General features: G+C 70.4%; 19 protein-coding genes. 14 read left to right on the top strand and 5 right to left on the bottom strand.

Features of this window, described 5'->3' with window-relative positions; all coding sequences use genetic code 11:
* Positions 1 to 79: 79 nt before the first annotated feature.
* Together J7E25_RS01350 and J7E25_RS01345 are read left to right on the top strand one after the other, a co-directional pair.
* On the top strand, positions 80 to 874 hold the full coding sequence (locus J7E25_RS01350) for an inositol monophosphatase family protein (RefSeq protein WP_214867211.1): 795 nt from the start codon (positions 80 to 82) through the stop codon (positions 872 to 874).
* A 96-nt stretch (positions 875 to 970) separates the two neighbouring features.
* Entirely contained in the window at positions 971 to 1,714 is a 744-nt protein-coding gene (locus tag J7E25_RS01345) for a glycerophosphodiester phosphodiesterase family protein (RefSeq protein ID WP_214867209.1), read from the top strand.
* A gap of 279 nt (positions 1,715 to 1,993) precedes the next feature.
* On the opposite strand, the gene J7E25_RS01340 is transcribed toward J7E25_RS01345, so the two are convergent.
* Positions 1,994 to 2,218: a hypothetical protein gene (locus tag J7E25_RS01340; RefSeq protein ID WP_214867207.1), complete on the bottom strand. Its 225-nt coding sequence runs from the start codon at positions 2,216 to 2,218 to the stop codon at positions 1,994 to 1,996.
* Positions 2,219 to 2,471: 253 nt separating this feature from the next.
* On the opposite strand from J7E25_RS01340, the gene J7E25_RS01335 reads away from it, so the two are divergent.
* A complete protein-coding gene (locus J7E25_RS01335; RefSeq protein WP_214867206.1) occupies positions 2,472 to 4,388 on the top strand; it encodes an FAD-binding monooxygenase in 1,917 nt (638 codons plus the stop codon).
* Here J7E25_RS01335 and J7E25_RS01330 read toward each other — a convergent pair.
* Entirely contained in the window at positions 4,376 to 5,089 is a 714-nt protein-coding gene (locus tag J7E25_RS01330) for an IclR family transcriptional regulator (protein ID WP_214867204.1), read from the bottom strand. The two genes, J7E25_RS01335 and J7E25_RS01330, sit on opposite strands and share 13 nt — an antisense overlap.
* A 271-nt stretch (positions 5,090 to 5,360) precedes the next feature.
* Between J7E25_RS01330 and J7E25_RS01325 the strand changes: the two genes are divergently transcribed.
* The 5 genes from J7E25_RS01325 (at position 5,361) to J7E25_RS01305 (ending at position 9,355) form a co-directional block, all read left to right on the top strand.
* Positions 5,361 to 6,590, top strand: a complete 1,230-nt coding sequence (locus tag J7E25_RS01325; RefSeq protein ID WP_214867202.1) for a Re/Si-specific NAD(P)(+) transhydrogenase subunit alpha — start codon at positions 5,361 to 5,363, stop codon at positions 6,588 to 6,590.
* Positions 6,590 to 6,967, top strand: a complete 378-nt coding sequence (locus J7E25_RS01320; protein WP_251038693.1) for an NAD(P) transhydrogenase subunit alpha — start codon at positions 6,590 to 6,592, stop codon at positions 6,965 to 6,967. Before J7E25_RS01325 ends, J7E25_RS01320 begins: the two co-directional genes overlap by 1 nt.
* On the top strand, positions 6,964 to 8,337 hold the full coding sequence (locus J7E25_RS01315) for an NAD(P)(+) transhydrogenase (Re/Si-specific) subunit beta (RefSeq protein ID WP_214867200.1): 1,374 nt from the start codon (positions 6,964 to 6,966) through the stop codon (positions 8,335 to 8,337). Before J7E25_RS01320 ends, J7E25_RS01315 begins: the two co-directional genes overlap by 4 nt.
* A 128-nt stretch (positions 8,338 to 8,465) precedes the next feature.
* On the top strand, positions 8,466 to 9,065 hold the full coding sequence (locus J7E25_RS01310) for an HdeD family acid-resistance protein (RefSeq protein WP_214867198.1): 600 nt from the start codon (positions 8,466 to 8,468) through the stop codon (positions 9,063 to 9,065).
* The gene (locus tag J7E25_RS01305) at positions 9,062 to 9,355 is read left to right on the top strand and encodes a hypothetical protein (RefSeq protein ID WP_214867196.1); all 294 of its coding nucleotides are present in this window, start codon (positions 9,062 to 9,064) and stop codon (positions 9,353 to 9,355) included. The genes J7E25_RS01310 and J7E25_RS01305 overlap by 4 nt, the downstream gene beginning before the upstream one ends.
* Positions 9,356 to 9,738: 383 nt before the next feature.
* Here J7E25_RS01305 and purB read toward each other — a convergent pair whose 3' ends face one another.
* Positions 9,739 to 11,121, bottom strand: a complete 1,383-nt coding sequence (purB, locus tag J7E25_RS01300; protein WP_214867195.1) for an adenylosuccinate lyase — start codon at positions 11,119 to 11,121, stop codon at positions 9,739 to 9,741.
* Complete coding sequence (locus J7E25_RS01295) at positions 11,118 to 11,645, bottom strand: low molecular weight protein-tyrosine-phosphatase (protein WP_214867192.1); 528 nt, start codon at positions 11,643 to 11,645, stop codon at positions 11,118 to 11,120. Before J7E25_RS01295 ends, purB begins: the two co-directional genes overlap by 4 nt.
* A gap of 109 nt (positions 11,646 to 11,754) precedes the next feature.
* Here J7E25_RS01295 and J7E25_RS01290 point away from each other — a divergent pair, with 109 nt between their 5' ends.
* The 3 genes from J7E25_RS01290 to J7E25_RS01280 all read left to right on the top strand — a co-directional run bounded on the left by J7E25_RS01290 (position 11,755) and on the right by J7E25_RS01280 (position 14,718).
* Positions 11,755 to 12,639, top strand: coding sequence for an aminoglycoside phosphotransferase family protein (locus J7E25_RS01290; RefSeq protein WP_214867190.1), 885 nt, complete (start codon positions 11,755 to 11,757; stop codon positions 12,637 to 12,639).
* 139 nt (positions 12,640 to 12,778) lie between these two features.
* Entirely contained in the window at positions 12,779 to 13,231 is a 453-nt protein-coding gene (locus tag J7E25_RS01285; protein ID WP_214867188.1) for a hypothetical protein, read from the top strand.
* On the top strand, positions 13,216 to 14,718 hold the full coding sequence (locus J7E25_RS01280; RefSeq protein WP_214867186.1) for a hypothetical protein: 1,503 nt from the start codon (positions 13,216 to 13,218) through the stop codon (positions 14,716 to 14,718). Before J7E25_RS01285 ends, J7E25_RS01280 begins: the two co-directional genes overlap by 16 nt.
* On the opposite strand, the gene J7E25_RS01275 is transcribed toward J7E25_RS01280, so the two are convergent.
* Entirely contained in the window at positions 14,684 to 15,076 is a 393-nt protein-coding gene (locus J7E25_RS01275; protein ID WP_214867184.1) for a phage holin family protein, read from the bottom strand. The genes J7E25_RS01280 and J7E25_RS01275 overlap by 35 nt on opposite strands.
* 52 nt (positions 15,077 to 15,128) lie before the next feature.
* On the opposite strand from J7E25_RS01275, the gene J7E25_RS01270 reads away from it, so the two are divergent.
* The 3 genes from J7E25_RS01270 to J7E25_RS01260 all read left to right on the top strand — a co-directional run bounded on the left by J7E25_RS01270 (position 15,129) and on the right by J7E25_RS01260 (position 18,547).
* Complete coding sequence (locus J7E25_RS01270; protein ID WP_308164289.1) at positions 15,129 to 16,253, top strand: histidinol-phosphate transaminase; 1,125 nt, start codon at positions 15,129 to 15,131, stop codon at positions 16,251 to 16,253.
* Positions 16,254 to 16,268: 15 nt separating this feature from the next.
* A complete protein-coding gene (locus J7E25_RS01265) occupies positions 16,269 to 17,405 on the top strand; it encodes a thiamine pyrophosphate-dependent dehydrogenase E1 component subunit alpha (protein ID WP_215007006.1) in 1,137 nt (378 codons plus the stop codon).
* Between the two features lie 158 nt (positions 17,406 to 17,563).
* The gene (locus tag J7E25_RS01260) at positions 17,564 to 18,547 is read left to right on the top strand and encodes an alpha-ketoacid dehydrogenase subunit beta (RefSeq protein ID WP_308164331.1); all 984 of its coding nucleotides are present in this window, start codon (positions 17,564 to 17,566) and stop codon (positions 18,545 to 18,547) included.
* Positions 18,548 to 18,582 lie beyond the last annotated feature (35 nt).

Genomic DNA, 18,582 nt, shown 5'->3' with positions numbered 1-18,582 from the left:
CGCACTCCACCATGCGCCCTCGACACCAAGACCACCCTGCACACAGGGGCACACGAAAGCCGCCGAACGGACCCCTCAGTTGACCAACGCCGACCCCCTGAACCTGCTCGAGACCGCAACTGCCGTCGCGACCGAGGCCGGAGCGCTGGCCGCGAGCATGCGCAGCGCCGGAATCAGCGTGGCCGCGACCAAGTCGAGCCAGCTGGACATCGTCACCCAGGCCGACACTGCCGTCGAAGCGCTCATTCGGGAACGGGTGCGACGGGCGCGGCCAGACGACGGCTTCTTCGGCGAAGAAGGCGGCGAAATCGCCGGTACCAGCGGGGTCACCTGGATCGTCGACCCGATCGACGGGACCGTGAACTACCTGTACGGCTCGCCGTACTACGCCGTGTCCATCGCCGCGATGGCAGTGGATGCCAACGGCAGGCGCACCGCCGTCGCCGGCGTCGTCCACGCCCCCGCACTGTCAGCAACCTACACCGCAGCCGCCGGCCACCCGGCCCGCCTGAACGGCACCCCGCTGCGTGTGAACACGAACGTACCGCTCGACAAGGCGCTGGTATCCACCGGCATCCCGTACGACCTCACCAAACGTGCCCGCGTATTGCAGGACATCAACACCCTCACCCCGCGGATCCGTGACTTCCGGCTCGTCGGAGCCGCGGCGCTGGAAATCTGCGGCGTCGCGGAGGGCCGAACCGACGCGCACTTCCAGCGTGGGCTTCCCATCTGGGACTACGCCGCAGCCAACCTCATCGCCACCCGAGCCGGCGCTGTCGTCTGCGGCACTGACAGTCGATCGACCTCGACGGACTTCCTCCTCATCGCCGACCGTCGCCTCGGCGACGACATCGACACCCTCATCGGCTAGCCACCGGCCATCAACACGTACGGCACACACACAGAGAGAGAAGGATTGATGATGACAGACTCGCGCAGGTTCATACTCTGCGGACACCGCGGAAACATGGCCGATGCACCCGAAAACACGCTCCTGGGGTTCGCCAGTGCAGAACGCGTTGGCGTCGACGAAATCGAGCTCGACGTCCGCATCACGCGCGACGGTGTACTGGTCGTCATCCACGACCGAACCGTCGCCCGAACGGCCGCCACCTCGACCCCGCACCTGCTCACCCCCGTCGAAGAGCTCACGTACGACGAACTGCGCAGCGTCGACCTGGGCTCGGGGGAACGAGTCCCCACCTTCGAGGAAACCCTGAACGCCACGTCAGCCCTGCTCCAGGTCGAGATCAAAGCACCGGGCGCCGCACGCGCCCTCGCAGCATTCCTCAAGAACCGACCCGAACGCGACCAGGCCCGGTGCGTCGTAACGAGCTTCGAGCCGCTCTCCCTCGCGGACTACACCGACGTATGGGCAGACACCCCCCGCGGAACAGCCCTGCACGTCCCCGACGCGGACAGCAACTGGAGAGACGACGCCAAGCGACTCGGCGTCTCCACCGTGCTCCTCCCCCTCTCGACGCTCAAGCGCCCTCTCGTCGACGAGCTGCACGACGCGGGCTACATCGTGGCCGCCTCGCTGATCGAAGGCCCTGGCGAGATCCGGCGCATCCTCGAGCTCGACATCGACATGTCCGCTTCCAACGCACCCGAACACGCACGCCGGCTCCTGCTCGCCAACGACGAGTTCACCGCCAAGTTCCCGGCGTTCGGATCCGACAACCGGGCCCCGGTCTCCGGAGCGGCGTGACGCCCCGGTAGTCGCCCGGGCCGGCCGGCGCGGACGACCACCCCATCATCGGCAAGAGTGCCTTCGAGCGCGAAGTGCAGGGCATCGCCGTGACCGACTGCTCGGTACGCGCCGCGACTCGGCGATCGCCAACGGAACGGCCTGGTCGCCGTCAGGCGCCGTGGGCCGGCCATGACCGCCCCACTGTTCGTCTGGACGTCGCCGTGTTGAAGCGACGCAATGCACGTCGCGTGGGTACCTTCCGCGCCATCAACCGCGTGTGCTCTGCCTTCAGAGAGCTCAGTCCTCGAGTTCGAGGGTCATGAAGACGCTGTACGGATCGAGCTCGTAGCCGCCGAAGGGGCCGCACTCGCGGAATCCGTACTTCGCATACAAGGCGCGAGCGGGACGGAAGAACTCCTGCGGCTCCGTCTCGAGGCTGACGCGCCGGTAGCCACGGCGAGTCGACTCCGCGCACGTGCTCGAGCAGGCGAGCCCCCAGCCCACGGCCGCGAGCCGCGGCATCCGTGCGCTCGCGAGCCGGGTGCGCGGCTACGCCGTTGTCAGGGAAGCAGTTCGCGGGATGCCGTGTTCAGCCAGCCGTCCCAAAGGTCCGGCGCCGCGATCGCCGTCGTCGACGCGATCTGCATTGGCGCCGAGTGGTTGTCCGTCACTACGGAGGGGCTTATGATGACTGAGCGATATAAGAACCCATAGTTCTATTATCGAACAGACCGCCCCCACGCATCCAGTGCCCACGACGAAGTGAGGAGAAGCCGTGCAGTTCCACCACTACGGCTACGTGTCCGGTGACCCGCGCGTGCAGCCCCTCGCGGGCGTCGGCATCGACCGCCCCGAGGAACTCCCCGATGAGGTAGACGTCCTCATCGTCGGCGCGGGCCCGGCGGGCATGATCGCCGCGGCGCAGCTGTCGCAATTCCCCGACGTCGTGACCCGCGTCATCGATCGCCGCCCCGGCCGGCTCGAGATGGGCCAGGCCGACGGCATCCAGGCCCGCAGCGTCGAGACGTTCCAGGCGTTCGGGTTCGCCGAGCGCATCGTCGCCGAGGCCTTCTGGCAGACCGAGATGGTGTTCTGGAAGCCCGATCCCGCCGATCCGTCGCGCATCGTGCGGGCGAAGCGCACCCCCGACGACCCCAGCGGCGTCAGCGAGTTCCCGCACCTCCTCGTCAATCAGGCACGCGTGCTCGACTACTTCGCCGAGGTGATGGCGAACTCGCCCACGCGCTCGAAGCCCGACTTCGGGCTCGAATTCGAGAGCCTCGACGTCGCCGAGCACGGCGAGTACCCGGTGACGGTCACGCTCGTGCACACCACCGGTGAGCGCGAAGGCCAGCGCCGCACCGTGCGCGCGAAGTACGTGATGGGGGCGGATGGCGCGCACAGCAAGGTGCGCGCGGCGATCGGATGCCACATGGAGGGCGACCGGGCCAACCACGCGTGGGGCGTGATGGACGTGCTCGCGGTCACCGACTTCCCCGACATCCGCCTGAAGGCCTCCATCCAGTCGGAGGCGGGCAGCATCCTGCTCATCCCGCGCGAGGGCGGCTTCCTGTTCCGCATGTACGTGGACCTCGGCGCGGTTCCGCTCGACGACCACCACCATGTGCGCGAGACCACGATCGAGCAGGTCATCGCCAGGGCGAATGAGATCCTGCATCCGTACACGCTCGACGTGAAGAACGTCGCGTGGCACAGCGTGTACGAGGTGGGCCACCGCCTCACCGACCGGTTCCACGACGTCGAGACGGAGGCCGCCGGCACGCGCACGCCGCGCGTGTTCATCGCCGGCGACGCCTGCCACACGCACAGCGCCAAGGCCGGCCAGGGCATGAACGTGTCGATGCAGGACGGCTGGAACCTCGGCTGGAAGCTCGGCCACGTGCTCGAGGGGCGCGCCCCCGAGAGCCTGCTCGCCACCTATTCCGCCGAGCGGCAGGTCGTGGCGCAGAGCCTCATCGACTTCGACAAGCAGTGGTCGGCGATGATGGCGAAGAAGCCCGAGGAGTTCGCCTCGCCGTCGGAGCTCGAGGAGTTCTACGCCCGCACATTCGAGTTCCCCGCCGGGTTCATGACGCAGTACGCGCCCTCGTTGATCGTCGCCGACGCGACGCACCAGGCGCTCGCCGAGGGGTACCCGATCGGCAAGCGGTTCAAGTCGGCCATGGTCACCCGCGTGTGCGACGGCAATCCGGTGCACCTCGGCCACCACGCGACGGCCGACGGCCGGTGGCGCATCTACGTGTTCGCCGACGCGGCAGGTGTCGGCGTGTCACGGCCGGGAGCGGCATCCGCTGTCACCGACCTTGCCGAGTGGATCGCGACGTCACCGGACTCACCGGTTACCGCCACCCCCGAGGGCGCCGACCGCGATGCGTGGTTCGACGTGAAGGTGATCACCCAGCAGCCGTACACCGAGGTCGACCTCGGGGTCGTGCCCGACCTGTTCCTGCCGCGCACCGGGCCGTTCCAGCTCATCGACTACGAGAAGGTGTACGCCGCCGACCCCGACGACATCTTCGAGACGCGCGGGATCGACCGCGCCGGCGCGGTCGTGGTGGTGCGTCCCGACCAGTACGTCGCGAACGTGCTGCCGCTCACGGCGACCGACGAGCTGGCCGCCTTCTTCCAACCGATCCTTCGTGCCGGCCGGCCCGCCGTTCAGGCGCCGTAGGCTCGTGCCACGGTCTCGGCGGCGAGCTTGAGGCGGTCGGCGATCTCGGCCTCGGATCGGGGGAACGAGACATGGATCACCGCGATCGCCGCGGGCGGCTGCCCCGGCAGCGTCAGCGGCACGGCGACCGACCTGAGCGACGGCACGACCTCGTCGTGGCTCCGCGCATAGCCGCGTGCACGGCTGTCGGCGATCTCGCGGCGGAGCTCGTCGGGCACGTCTGACGGCCATGCGCTCTCGGGAAGGCCGAGCAGGATCGCCTTGCCTGGGCCGCCGCGAGTGATCGGATGCCGGTGGCCCGGCCGGTACGACACGACGGCCACGGTCTGGCGCGGCGACGCGCTCACGAGCGTGACGGCCTCATCGGTGTCGACGAGCACGGCGAGCAGGCACGTCATGCCGAGTTCGTTCGCGACGTCGTTGAGCTCGGGCAGCGCGAGCTGCTGCAGGTCGCGTGCCACGCCCGACGCGAGCGCCGCGAGACCCGTGCCGAGAGCGAGGCGGCCGGCGGCATCGCGCGAAACGAGGCCGTGATCCTCCAGCGTGCGCAGCAGTCGATACGCCACCGAGCGATGCACGCCCAGTGCGCTCGCGAGCTCGTCGATCGAGAGGTTCCGGTCGGCGGCGGCGAGGATCTCGAGCATCCGGATGCCGCGGCTCAGCGTCTGCGACCCCGCCGGCGTTGCCGCGCTTCCTGCCATGATCAGCCCGTGCCCTTCTGCCGGTGCGAGGCGCGATCATCGCGTCTCTTCCCTGTCCCGTTCGTTCGATACTAGGACGACTCGACCAGTAATCGAACACGAAGGCGGCGTGTACCGGGCGAAGGAACCCGCCATCTTTTCGCGCGGGAATCGGGCGAATCATCGAGCGGATGCCGCGTCGGCACGTACGCTGAACGACACGTGCAGCGCCGCCGCCCGGGGCCTTCCCCGCAAGCGACACCGCTGCACTCCCCTGTCGAGAGGAGCGCCCGTGAGGGTCGGCATCGCGAGAGAGCGACGAGGCGGCGAGCGGAGGGTCGCCGCCACACCGGATACCGTGCGCCAGTTGGCCGGTCTTGGGCTGGAGGTGCTCGTCGAGCACGGCGCGGGCGAGGAATCCGGTCATTCGGATGCCTCGTACGAGGCGGCCGGCGCCGACGTCGTCGACGCCATCGAACTCGGTGATCTCGACGTGCTCCTGCACGTGCGTCCGCTCGAGCCCGAGACGCCGGCGCGCTTGCGGCGTGGCGCCGTCACGATCGGGCTCGCGTCGCCGTCGACGGAGTTGCCGACCGTGGAGGCCCTGCGCGTCGCGGGCATCACGGCCTTCGCCCTCGAGCTCGTGCCGCGCATCTCCCGCGCGCAATCGATGGACGCCCTCACGAGCCAGGCGCTCGTCGCCGGCTACCGGTGCGTGCTCGAGGCCGCGATGCGGTTGCCCCGGTTCTTCCCGCTCTACATGACGGCGGCGGGCACCATCCCGCCCGCGAAGGTGCTCGTGCTCGGCGCCGGGGTCGCGGGCCTCCAGGCGATCGGCACGGCGAAGCGCCTCGGCGCCAGGGTCTCGGCGAACGACGTGCGCGCGGCATCCGCCGACGAGGTGGCGTCGATGGGCGGCACGTTCGTGCACCTCGATCTCGACGCGGCCGACGCGGGGGGCGGCTACGCCAAGGAGCTCGGGGCCGATCGCGCCGCGCGGCAGCGGCAATTGCTCGCCCCGCATGTGGCCGACGCCGACGTGCTCATCACGACCGCTGCGATCCCCGGACGCCCTGCGCCGCTCCTCGTGACGGCCGAGATGGTCGCCGCGATGCGGCCGGGCGCGGTCGTCATCGACCTCGCCGCGGAGTCGGGCGGCAACGTCGAGGGCTCGGTTGCGGGATCGGATGTCGCGGTGCCGACCGCCGACGGCGGCGGAACGGTCACCATCGTCGGCATGAAGGATGCCGCGTCGACGATGCCCGGCGACGCGTCGCGTCTCTACGCGAAGAACGTCGCGAACCTGCTCGCCCTCATGACGCACGACGGCTCGGTCGAACCCGACTTCAGCGACGTGGTGGTGCTGGACGCGTGCCTCACCCACGACGGCGAGGTGCGGCATCCGGCGACGGCAGATGCGCTGGAGGCGGTAACCGCCGAGGGTGGTTTCGATACGCGTCGGGCTTCGCCCGGCGCTACTCAACCACCGGGGGCTCCCGACGAACAGGAAGGAACGCGCTGATGGACGACGGCATCGCACTCCTCACGATCACCGTGCTCGCCGTGTTCGTGGGCTTCGAGGTGGTCTCGAAGGTGTCGAGCACCCTGCACACGCCGCTCATGTCGGGCGCGAACGCGATCCACGGCATCATCCTCGTCGGCGCGATCATCGTCGCCGGCCAGGCGGGCGACGGCTGGACGCTCGCCCTCGCGCTGCTCGCGGTACTGCTCGCGACGGCGAACCTCGTCGGCGGCTTCGTCGTCACCGACCGCATGCTCGAGATGTTCCGGGGGCGCAAGAAGCCCCCGGAGCCCGCGGCACCTACGACGCCCGCGGCACCTACGACGCCCGCGGCACCCGTGGCATCCGACGCCGGCACGAAGGAGGCCGGCCGATGATGCTGCTCTCCCCCACCTGGACGGCGATCCTCTACCTCGCGGCGGCGGTGTGCTTCATCCTCGCGCTCAAGGGCCTCAGCTCGCCCAAGACCGCCCGGCGCGGCAACCTCATCGGCGCCGCGGGAGCGCTCGTCGCGGTCGTCACCGTGTTCCTCTCGGTGAAGCTCGACAACATTCCGTGGATCATCGCCGCGATCGCCGTGGGCTCCGCGATCGCCGCCCCAGTGGCACGCCGGGTGCAGATGACGCAGATGCCGCAACTCGTCGCGCTCTTCAACGGCGTCGGCGGCGGCGCGGCGGCCCTCGTGGCATTGCTCGAGCTCGGGCATTCGGATGACCCGTGGGTGCGCCTCGCGATCGCCTTCACCCTGCTGGTGGGCTCCGTCTCCTTCGCGGGCTCCATGGTGACGTTCGCCAAGCTGCAGGAGCTCATGACGACGCGACCCGTGGTCTTCCCGGGGCTCCCGATCATCATGGCCGCCGTGCTCCTGGCGGCGATCGCGGCATCCGTCGCCGTCATCTTCACCAGCGCCATCTGGATCGCCGTCGTGCTCATCGTGCTCGGCCTCGCGACGGGCGTGCTGCTCGTACTGCCGGTCGGCGGCGCGGATGTGCCGATCGTCATCTCACTGCTCAACGCGTTCACCGGTCTCGCCGTCGCGGCCTCGGGACTCGTGCTCGGCAACGTGCTGCTCGTCGTCGCGGGCACGCTCGTGGGTGCGAGCGGAACGATCCTGACCCGCGCGATGGCGTCGGCGATGGGACGCAGCGTCGCGGGCATCCTCTTCGGCGCCTTCCGGGGCGGTTCGACCGCCGGGTCGACCGTGGCATCCGATCGCCCGGTGCGTTCCTCGAGCGCTGAAGACGTCGCCGTGCTCCTCGGCTACGCGCAGCGCGTGATCATCGTGCCGGGCTATGGGCTCGCGGTCGCGCAGGGCCAGCACACGATCGCCGAGCTGCAGGCGGCGCTCGAGGCGCGCGGCATCGAGGTGATCTTCGCGATCCACCCGGTTGCCGGGCGCATGCCGGGTCACATGAATGTGCTCCTCGCCGAGGCGAACATCCCGTACGAGGCGCTCAAGGAGATGAGCGAGGTGAACCGCGAGTTCAAGACGGCGGATGTTGCGCTCGTCGTGGGCGCGAACGACGTCGTGAACCCCGCGGCGAAGACCACGCCGGGCTCGCCGATCTACGGCATGCCGATCCTCGAGGTCGATGCCGCCCGGCAGGTCGTGTTCCTCAAGCGCTCGATGCGTCCGGGCTTCGCGGGCATCGAGAACGAGTTGCTCTTCGAGCCGCAGACGACGCTGCTCTTCGGCGACGCGAAGGACTCGCTCGGCAAGGTGCTGACGGCGGTGAAGGCGCTGTAGGTCGGGCGCGGGCGGGTGCGGGAGGGTGCGCGTGCGCGTGCGCGCGTGCGGCCGCTGGCCGCTGGCCGCCTCCCGCCTCCGACGGCGGCGCCCAGCCCGACGCGTAGGATGGATCGGTACCCCATCGGATGAAAGAGGTCGCCGTGGCCGCCGCCCGCGATACTGCTCCGGAGCTGTCCCGATTCTGGACCGTTCCGGTCGTCCGCGGCATCTTGGCGATCGTGCCGGCCGTGGTCATCACGTTCTCACCGAATCATTCGCCGGGGTTCGGCCTGCTCGTGTTCGGCGCGTGGGCGATCGTGTCCGGTCTCGTCGTCGGCGCGCTCGCGATGCGGTTCACGGCTGATCGCGGCATCCGCTCGCTCTTCGTCATCACCGCGATCGTCACCGTCGTGGCGGGCCTCCTCGCCGTGACCGTGCCGGGCGGCCTGCCGTTCCTGCTCTACCTCGTGAGCGTGTGGGCGGCGGTGACCGGGTTCGTCGAGCTCTACGCTGGCCTGCGTGCCCGCGGGCGCACGCCGGCCGCACGCGACTGGATCGCTGCGGGCGGGCTCACGGCGCTGCTCGCGCTCGTGTTCCTGCTGCTGCCGCCCGACTCGGTGACGGCAGTCGGACTCTTCGGCGGATACCTCGTGATTCTCGGCGTCTACCTCGTCATCGGCGGGTTCTCGCTGAAGTGGGCCGCGGCACCGCGCGCCGACGCATCCCGATCGGAGCCCCAGTCGTGACCCAGCCCTCCGGTGAGTACAAGCCGAGCCGCCGCGACGTGCTGCGGCCGGCCGAGTACGTGGGCGGCGCCGCGATCTCCGCGATCTTCACGGGCGTCGTCGTGCTCATCGTCACGCGTGACCTCACGCTCGCCCTGATCGTGGCGGGCGGCGTGTTCATCGTGGTGCTCGTCGTGCTGGCGCTCCTGGCGATGACCGTGAAGCCGGATGCCGCGGAGTCCGCCGAGCTCGATGGACCGGGCCCTGACGGGCCCGACGAGCCGGGCGCGCCGGGTCGCGGCGGACACTGACGAGGCGCGATTCACATGAGCCCGGCGGCACACCAAGTGTCGCCGCCGACGTCTGCGTCTCGGCCGTCTCCACGGGCCGAGGGGCGGCTCACCTAGGTGCGAAATGCAGGAGATCCTGCCCTATGGCGTCGATGTCGGGCGCATGATCGAGCATCTCCTGCAGTTCGAGCCGGCGGTAACAGCCGGCGCCTCATGGGGGATCTGCCTCACGTGAGGCGCGACTCACATGAGCCGAGCGACACGCAAGGTCCGACTCCACAGGCGGGACGAGTGGAGACAAGGGGGCCGGCGAGCCGAGGCCGGAGGTCGGCGAGGGAAGGCCGGCGACCGAGGAGCTGGCGAACGCGGACCGGCGAGCGGGCGAGCGCGCAGCGCCGCCGCGCTCAGCCGAGCTCGTCGACGAGCTTCGACGCGATGCCCGTGTAGCCACCGGGCGTGAGGGCGAGCAGGCGCGCCTTCGCATCTTCGCCGATCTCGAGGCTCTCGACGAAGGCGGCGAGCTCGGCGGCGCCGACGCGCTTGCCGCGCGTGAGCTCCTTGAGCAGCGCGTAGGGGTCGGTGATCGACGAGCGCCCGGCGACGACCTCAGCGCGGATGACGGTCTGGATCGCCTCGCCGAGCACCTCCCAGTTGTCGTCGAGGTCTGCGGCGAGCAGGGCTGTGTCGAGGTCGATCTCGCCGAGGCCCCGCTCGATGTTGTCGAGCGCGAGCAGGGAGTGGCCGAAGCCGACGCCGATGTTGCGCTGCGCGCTCGAGTCGGTGAGGTCGCGCTGCATGCGTGAGGTGACGAGCGTCGCGGCGAGCGAGTCGAGCACGGCCGACGAGAGCTCGAGGTTCGCCTCGGCGTTCTCGAAGCGGATCGGGTTGATCTTGTGCGGCATCGTCGAGGAACCGGTGGCGCCGGCCTGCGGGATCTGGCGGAAGTAGCCGAGCGAGATGTAGGTCCAGATGTCGGTCGCGAGGTTGTGCAGCACTCGGTTCGCGTGCGAGACGCGAGCGTAGAGCTCCGCCTGCCAGTCGTGCGACTCGATCTGGGTCGTGAGCGGGTTCCAGGTGAGGCCGAGCGACTCGACGAACTCGCGCGACACGGTCGGCCACGCGACATCCGGAGCGGCGACCACATGCGCGGAGAACGTGCCGGTCGCGCCGGAGAACTTGCCGAGGTACTCGGTGGCCTCGACCTGCGCGGCGATGCGCGACAGGCGGTGCGCGAACACCGCGAGCTCCTTGCCCATGGTCGAGGGCGTGGCGGGCTGGCCGTGGGTGCGCGAGAGCATGGCCGCGTCGCGGTGCTCCACGGCGAGGGCGGCGATGCGGTCGATGACGCGGCGGTACTTGGGGAGCCAGACCTGCTGCACCGCGTCGCGCACGGTGATCGCGTACGAGAGGTTGTTGATGTCTTCGCTCGTGCAGGCGAAGTGCGTGAGCTCGGCGATCGAGTCGAGGCCGAGCAGCTCGAGGCGGCGGCGCACGTAGTATTCGACGGCCTTCACGTCGTGCCTGGTCGTGGCCTCGAGCCCGGCGAGCTCGTCGATGTCGACCTGCCCGAACTCCGTCACGACCGAGCGCAAGCGCGACTTCTGCTCATCGGAGAGCGCGGATGACCCGAAGAAGCCGCGATCGGTCTGGGCGATCAGCCACTCCACCTCGACGTGCACGCGGGCGCGGTTGAGGCCCGCCTCGGAGAGGTGCTCGCCGAGCGCGCCGACCGCCGAACGGTACCGTCCGTCGAGCGGGCTGAGCGGCTGGGGAGGCAGCGAAGTCATCGATTTCCTTGTCTGAGTGCTGGTGCGAGTTGCCGGAAGAGCGCCGACGTCGACCGCTCTATCATCTCAAGCACTCGATCGAACATGACCGCGTCGGAGTAGTAGGGGTCTGGCACGTCCTGCAGGGCCGCGAGTTCGGGGTCGAACTCGAGCAGCAGCCGAACCTTGTCCTGCTCGAGCGTGCTCGGCGCCCAGTTGCGCAGGATCCGCATCTGGCCGCGGTCGAACGCGACGATGAGGTCGAGCGTGGGAAAAGCCTCGGCCTCGAACTGCCGCGCCCGGTGATGCGAGCCGTCGTAGCCGGCGCGAGTGAGCGCCTCGATCGTGCGAACGTCGGCGGGCTCGCCGACGTGCCAGTCGCCGGTCGCCGCGGACTCGATCGCGAGCCGGTCGGCCAGCCCGGCGCGTTCGGCGAGGGAGCGCAACACGACCTCGGCCATCGGGGAGCGGCAGATGTTGCCGGTGCAGACGAACGACACTCGGAAGGGCTGCGCGGCGTCCCCGGCGGGTTCCGCTCGCGTCATGCTTCCATTGTGGACGAGATGCGGCGTGTGCGCAGCACTCGATCCGCTGGCTAGGCTGGCCGTCCGGCCGGTGAACCGCCGGGTCTCGCGCGCGACGAGGGAGCCACGAATGACGGATGCCCCGAGCGCCGACATCCACGTCGACGCCGAGCTCGCGGCGGGGCTCGTGGCTTCGCAGCATCCCGACCTCGCCGGGCCCGTGACGTTCGCGGCGAGCGGCTGGGACTGCGCCCTGTTCCGCCTCGGCGACGACCTCGCGGTGAGGTTGCCGAGACGCACCCTCGCTGCCGGGCTCGTGCTGCATGAGCAGCGCTGGCTGCCCGAGCTCGCCGCGCTCTCGCCGGTGCCGCTGCCCGCTCCCGTGCGCGTGGGGCGCCCGACGCGGGAATTCCCGTTCGCGTGGAGCATCGTGCCGTGGTTCGAGGGGGTCGCGGCGTACTCCGTCGAGCCGGCGTGGCGCGCGGCTGCCGCTCCGGGGCTCGCGGCGTTCGTCGCCGCCCTCGGCACCGGTGCACCGGCGGATGCCCCGCTGAACCCGTTCCGCGGTGTGCCGCTCGCGGCGCGCGACGACGTCGTGCGGGTGCGGCTCGCGAGCGGACGGCTTCCCGACGCGGTCGCACTCACGGCGGTCTGGGAGCGTTCGCTCTCGGCGCCGACGTGGCACAGGCCGGCCGCGTGGGTGCACGGCGACCTGCATCCGGCGAACCTCGTGCTCGCGGCGTCCGGAGCCCTCGCGGCCGTGATCGACTTCGGCGACGTGTGCGCCGGCGACCCTGCGTGCGACCTCGCAACCGCGTGGCTCACGTTCGACGTCGCCGGGCGGGCGGCCTTCCGCGCAGAGCTCGAGCATCGACAGGAGACGGATGCCGCGACGTGGGACCGCGCCCGCGGCTGGGCGCTCGTGCTCGGCAGTGCGATCGTCGACTCGGTCGGCACGTCGGGCGCGCTCGGGCGCGTCGGGGCGCACGCGCTCGCGCAAGTGCTGCTCGACTGACGGCCGCGCGGCACGCAGAGCTGACGGACTGGCGGCTCGGCTCGGCGACCCACCCTCCACAGGCCCGGCGCCGCCCCACTTGTGTACGGCTCGGCAAGGATGCGGCGAGCGGATGCCGCGGCGCGGCCACACTCGTCGCATGCACGACTCCGACTTCGACTCCGCGATCGCCGCACTCACGGGCAACCCCGTGACCCCGTCGCGAATCGACGCGGCCGAGCGCCACCTCGGGATGCTGAGCGCCCTGCGCGACGAGGTGCGCGATCGACGCAGGTCGCTCGTTCCACGAGGTGCCGACGGCTGGCGTTCGACGGCCGCCGATCGATACCTGGAGCGGCTCGACGAGCTCCGTGGCCTCCTCGAGGCCGTGCTGGACTCGCTCGAGTCGGCCCGGTCGCAGCTCGCCGACCGCGTCAGCGGGATGCACTCCGAGCTCGAGGCACGGGAGGCGGCGGTGCGTGCCGAGGCCGAGCGCGCGGAGGCATTGCGGGAGAGCCTTGCGCGCTCTGACGCGGCTCTCGCGGAGCGGGGCAACGGGGGCATCGAGCGCGGAGCAGCGCCAGGAGGCGCCACGGCATGGACGACTCGCTGACCGTCTCCGGCGGCGGGTCGACCGCCGTCGCGACCGACGAGCTCTTCGTCGACGCCGCGCGGCTCGGTGCGGTCGAGACCGTGATGACGGAATGGTCGGAGCGGGCAAGTGTCATCTGGCGCGGCCTGGTGCACCTCGACCTCGACGAGCCGCTGGTGACGTGGGGCGTCGCTCCGGGCCGGCAGGTGCAGGAGACGATCGGGCGCCTCGCGGAGGCGGGTGAGCAGGCCGGCCGCCTTCGGGTGTCGCTCATCGAGAGCGCCGAGCGGTATGGCGCCACCGAACGCATGATCGACGCCCTCTGGGCGGCGGGCGGCCGACTCGGCGGGTGGACACTGGGGTGGTTCGCGCCGGCGATCGTGGGCGCCGGGCTCGCGGCCGCCGCCGCACAGGGCATGGTGCGGCTCTTCGGCATCGGGCAGACGCCGACCGAAGCGTGGCTGGCCGAGCACCGGGAGCTCCTGTCCGACCCCGCATTCGTGCGGGTCGTTCGCGCCGCCGCCGATTCCGCCGACGAGTTCACCGCCGGGCTTCTGCATCTTCCGAGCACCACGGCCCCGATCGGCACCATGATCGGCGCCCCCGAGAACGCGTCGGTGCTGCTCGCGCTCGCCGGCGGTCTCGGCCTCGCCGGGGGGCGCCTGCTCGTCGATGGGCCGGTGCAGGTGTCCCGTGTGGGGGTCGGTTCATCCTCCCCCGGTGCCGCCGGCGACGGCAGGGCGGGCCCGCCCGACCCGGGCCGCTCCGTGCCGGCGCCGAGCGGCGTCGGCGATCTCGCGGAGCGCGTGCCCGCGAGTGGCGACGCGCAGATCCGCATCGAGCGCTACGGCCCGCCCGGCGATGCGCGCTGGATCGTCTACATCAGCGGCACGATCGAGGTCGGGCTCGACGCTGGCGAGCAGCCGTTCGACATGACCTCGAATGTGCACGGCATCGCCGACGACTCCGCGCTCGACGACCTCAGGTTCGCCGGTGCCGACTCCGGCGCCGGCGAGCGGGCGGTGCGCCAGGCGATGGCCGATGCCGGCGTCGCGCCGGGCGAGCCGCTGCTCGCGGTCGGCCATTCGGGCGGCGGCATCATCGCGGCGAGTCTCGCCGGCGATCCCGAGCTCAACACGGTCGGTGTCCTGAACCTCGGCGGGCCGGTCGCGTCGGCCGAGCTGCGCGAGGGCGTGCAGCTGCTCTCGATCGAGCACGAGGAAGACCTCGTTCCGGCGTCCGGCGGCGCGGGGCATCCGTCAGATCAGCGCACGACCGTCTCACGCAGCGTGCTCGACCCGAGCGTGGAGTACTCCTCGATGCTGCCCGCGCATGAGCTCTCGCGCTACCGCGAGACGGCAGCACTCGTCGACGAGTCCGAAGAGGAGCGGCTCTCCGCGTTCCGCACGCTCGTCGCCGACGTCACCGGCGACGGCGAGGGCCGTTCCACAGAGTGGAAGGCCCGGCGAGACCTCAGCTGCTCGACGACGACGACGGCCGCACGATGAGGCCGATGAGCCAGCTGATGATGCCCATCACGAGCGCGCCGAGCACGCCCCACCAGAAACCCTCGATGACGAGCCCGAAGCCCATGAGGCCGCTGATCCATGCGACGAGCAGCAGCAGCAGGCCGTTCACGATGAATGAGATGAGGCCGAGCGTGAGCACGTAGAGCGGGAACGCGACGATCCTGATGAACGTGCCCACGATCGCATTGACCAGCCCGAAGATGAGCGCGATCAGCAGGTAGGTGAGCACCGTGGCGATGTTGGTGTCCTCGTAGGGCACCACGTTCACGCCGGAGACGATGAATGTCGTGAGCCACAGGGCGAATGCGACGACGATGACCTTGACGATGAACCGCATGGCTCAACTCTGGCAGAACGCCTCGACGGAGCGAAGGGGTACGGTGGAATCCGTGACCGCACCGGAGCCCACCGGGGCAGGCGTTCGCCTTCGCCCCGAGATCGCATCCCTTCCGCCGTACCGCCAAGGCCGGCCCGCGCCGGCCGATGGGTTCAAGCTCTCGAGCAACGAGAATCCCTTCGACCCGCTGCCCTCGGTCGTCGAAGCGATCTCCGCATCGGCGAAGTACGTCAATCGGTACCCGGATGCCTCTGCCCTCCCCTTGCGCGAGGCGCTCGCCGCACGATTCGGCGTGAGCGCCGACGAAGTGCTCGTGGGCGCAGGATCCGTCTCCCTCCTCGCCCAGTTCATCGCGGCCGCCGCCGGCCCCGGCGACGAAGTGGTCTACTCCTGGCGCTCGTTCGAGGCCTACCCCGGGCTCGTCTCCGTCGCCGGCGCGACGAGCGTGACGGTGCCGAACCAGCCCGACCATCGCCACGACCTCGAGGCGATGGCCGCGGCGATCACCGATCGCACCCGCGTCGCCATCGTCTGCTCGCCGAACAACCCCACGGGCACCATCGTCACCGCGGCGGAGTTCGACGCATTCATGGCCGCCGTGCCCGCCGACCTGCTCGTGCTGCTCGACGAGGCGTACATCGAGTTCGTACGCGACGAGCCAGAAGCGGCAGGCAGAGCCGTCGACGGCCGCTCGCTCATCGGCCGGTACCCGAACCTCGTCGTGCTGCGCACCTTCTCGAAGGCATACGGGCTCGCTGGTCTGCGCGTCGGCTATGCGATCGGTCCGCTCGACATCCTCGACGCCGCACGGTCCACCGCGATCCCGCTCGGCGTCACGGCCGCCTCCACCGCAGGCGCCCTCGCGTCACTCGAGCCGGCCGCCGAAGCCGAGCTCCTCGCGCGCGTCGACGCCATCACCGTGCGCCGGAGCCGCCTGCACGAGGCGCTCCTCGCGCAGGGCTGGCCGGTCCCCGTGCCCCACGGGAACTTCGTGTGGCTGCCCACGGGAGCCGCGACCACGGAGGTCGCCGATCGGCTGTTCGAGGCTGGACTCGTCACGCGCGCGTTCCCGCCCGAGGGCATCCGCATCTCGATCGGCGAGGAGGAATCTGGAGACATCCTCCTCAGGATTCTCGGCGAGCTTGTGCCCGCTTTACAAGAACAGCTCCCGTCATAGCTGTAGCGTGGAACGGTGTCTGCCCGCGAAAGAGACTTCACCGCACCGACGGTCCAGCTTCTGACCCCTGAGGGCGAGCTGCGACCGACGCCCGAGGCTGAGGCCTATCTTCCCCTCGTCGAGGCACTCGACGACACCATGCTCGAGCGGTTCTACCGCGACATGGCGATCTCCCGGCGCATCGACATCGCCGGCGCGAACCTGCAACGGCAAGGCCAGCTGGCGCTCTGGGTGCCGAGTCACGGGCAGGAGGCGGCGCAGGTCGGCTCCGCACACGCGGCCCGCCCTCAAGACCACCTGTTCCCGTCGTACCGCGAGCACATCGTCGGCATCATTCGCGGGCTCGACCCGGTCAACATCCTGGCGCTGCTCAGGGGGGCGACGCTCGGCGGCTGGAACCCCGCCGAGAACGGCAACTTCCACCTCTACACGCTCGTGCTCGCCTCGCAGACCCTGCACGCGACGGGCTATGCGATGGGCCTGCAGTTCGACGGCGCCACGGCCACCGGCGATCCCGAGACGGATGCCGCCGTGCTCGTCTACTACGGCGACGGCGCTTCCTCCCAAGGAGACGCGAGCGAGGCGCTCGTGTTCGCGTCGAGCTACCAGACTCCGCAGGTGTTCTTCATCCAGAACAACCAGTGGGCGATCTCCGTGCCGGTCTCGCGACAGTCGCGCAGTCCCCTCTCGCTCCGCGGCGGCGGCTTCGGCATGCCGGGCGTGCGCATCGACGGCAACGACGTGCTCGTGAGCTACGCCGTGACCCGCCAGTCCCTCGAGGAGGCGCGTGCTGGCGAGGGCCCGAGCCTCATCGAGGCCGACACCTACCGCATGGGCGCGCACACCACCGCCGACGACCCCACCAAGTACCGCACCGACGACGAGGTCGAGTACTGGGCCCGGCGAGACCCGATCACGAGGTACCGCACGTGGCTCGAGGGCCGCGGGGCATCCGCCGCCTTCTTCGACGACGTCGACCGTGAAGCGGCCGATGTCGCCGCCGACCTGCGCCGCCGGGCGCTCGACCTGGTCGCGCCGACCCGCGAGGTAATCTTCAAGCACGTGTACAGCGAGCCGCATCCGCTCATGACCGAGCAGTCCGCGTGGCTCGAAGCCTACGAGTCGAGCTTCGAGGGCGGGTCGTCGGCATGAGCGCACGAACCGAAGAGGAGCTCCGGGTGACGGATGCCACACAGGGGTCCGCCGAGGCTCTCGAGACGCAGACCGCCGCAAGCGAGACCACCGCGACCGATGCCTCCTCGAGCGACACCGCGGCAGCGGCATCCGCGCCGTCGTCGATCGAGCCGGGCGTGCCGGGCGTGCAGACCCTCTCGCTTGCGAAGGCGATCACCGCCGGCCTCCGCGAGGCGATGCGCGCCGACCACAAGGTGCTGCTCATGGGCGAGGACATCGGCCCGCTCGGTGGCGTGTTCCGCGTGACCGAGGGGCTCCAGGCCGAGTTCGGCGACAAGCGGGTGCTCGACACGCCGCTCGCGGAATCGGGCATCGTCGGCACCGCGATCGGCCTCGCGATGCGCGGCTACCGGCCGGTCATCGAGATCCAGTTCGACGGATTCATCTTCCCCGCCTTCGACCAGATCACCACGCAGCTCGCTCGCATCACGGTGCGCCACAACGGCACCGCGTCGATGCCCATCGTGATCCGGGTGCCCTACGGCGGCCACATCGGCTCGATCGAGCACCACCAGGAGAGCCCAGAGGCGTACTTCGCGCACACGCCGGGCCTGCGCGTGGTGAGCCCGTCGAACCCGCACGACGCGTACTGGATGATCCAGGAGGCGATCGCCTCGAACGACCCCGTGCTGTTCTTCGAGCCGAAGAGCCGGTACTGGCCGAAGGGCCCCGTCGACCAGGCCCACGCCGGCGTGCCGCTGCACGCGAGCCGCGTCGTGCGCGAGGGCACGGATGTCACGGTCGTCGGCCACGGCGCGATGGTCGCCACCCTGCTGCAGGCCGCCGACATCGCCGCCGGAGAGGGCCGGAGCCTCGAGGTCGTCGACCTGCGCTCGCTCTCCCCCATCGACTACGGCCCGCTGCTCGACTCGGTGCAGCGCACCGGGCGACTCGTCGTCGCGCAAGAGGCGTACGGCAACGTGAGCATCGGCTCCGAGGTCGCCGCCACCGTCGCCGAGCGGGCGTTCTACTCGCTCGAGGCGCCGGTGCTGCGCGTGTCGAGCTTCGACACCCCGTTCCCTCCGGCGGCGCTCGAGACCGAGTACCTGCCGAGCCCCGATCGGGTGCTCGAGGCCGTCGACCGCGCACTGGCATATTGACCCGCGGCTTCGGCCGCGACCTGAGAGAGGCGTGA

It is taken from the genome of Agromyces sp. ISL-38, from assembly GCF_018613935.1.
Classification (GTDB): Bacteria; Actinomycetota; Actinomycetes; order Actinomycetales; family Microbacteriaceae; genus Agromyces.
This window is presented reverse-complemented; position numbering and strand designations above follow the sequence as displayed.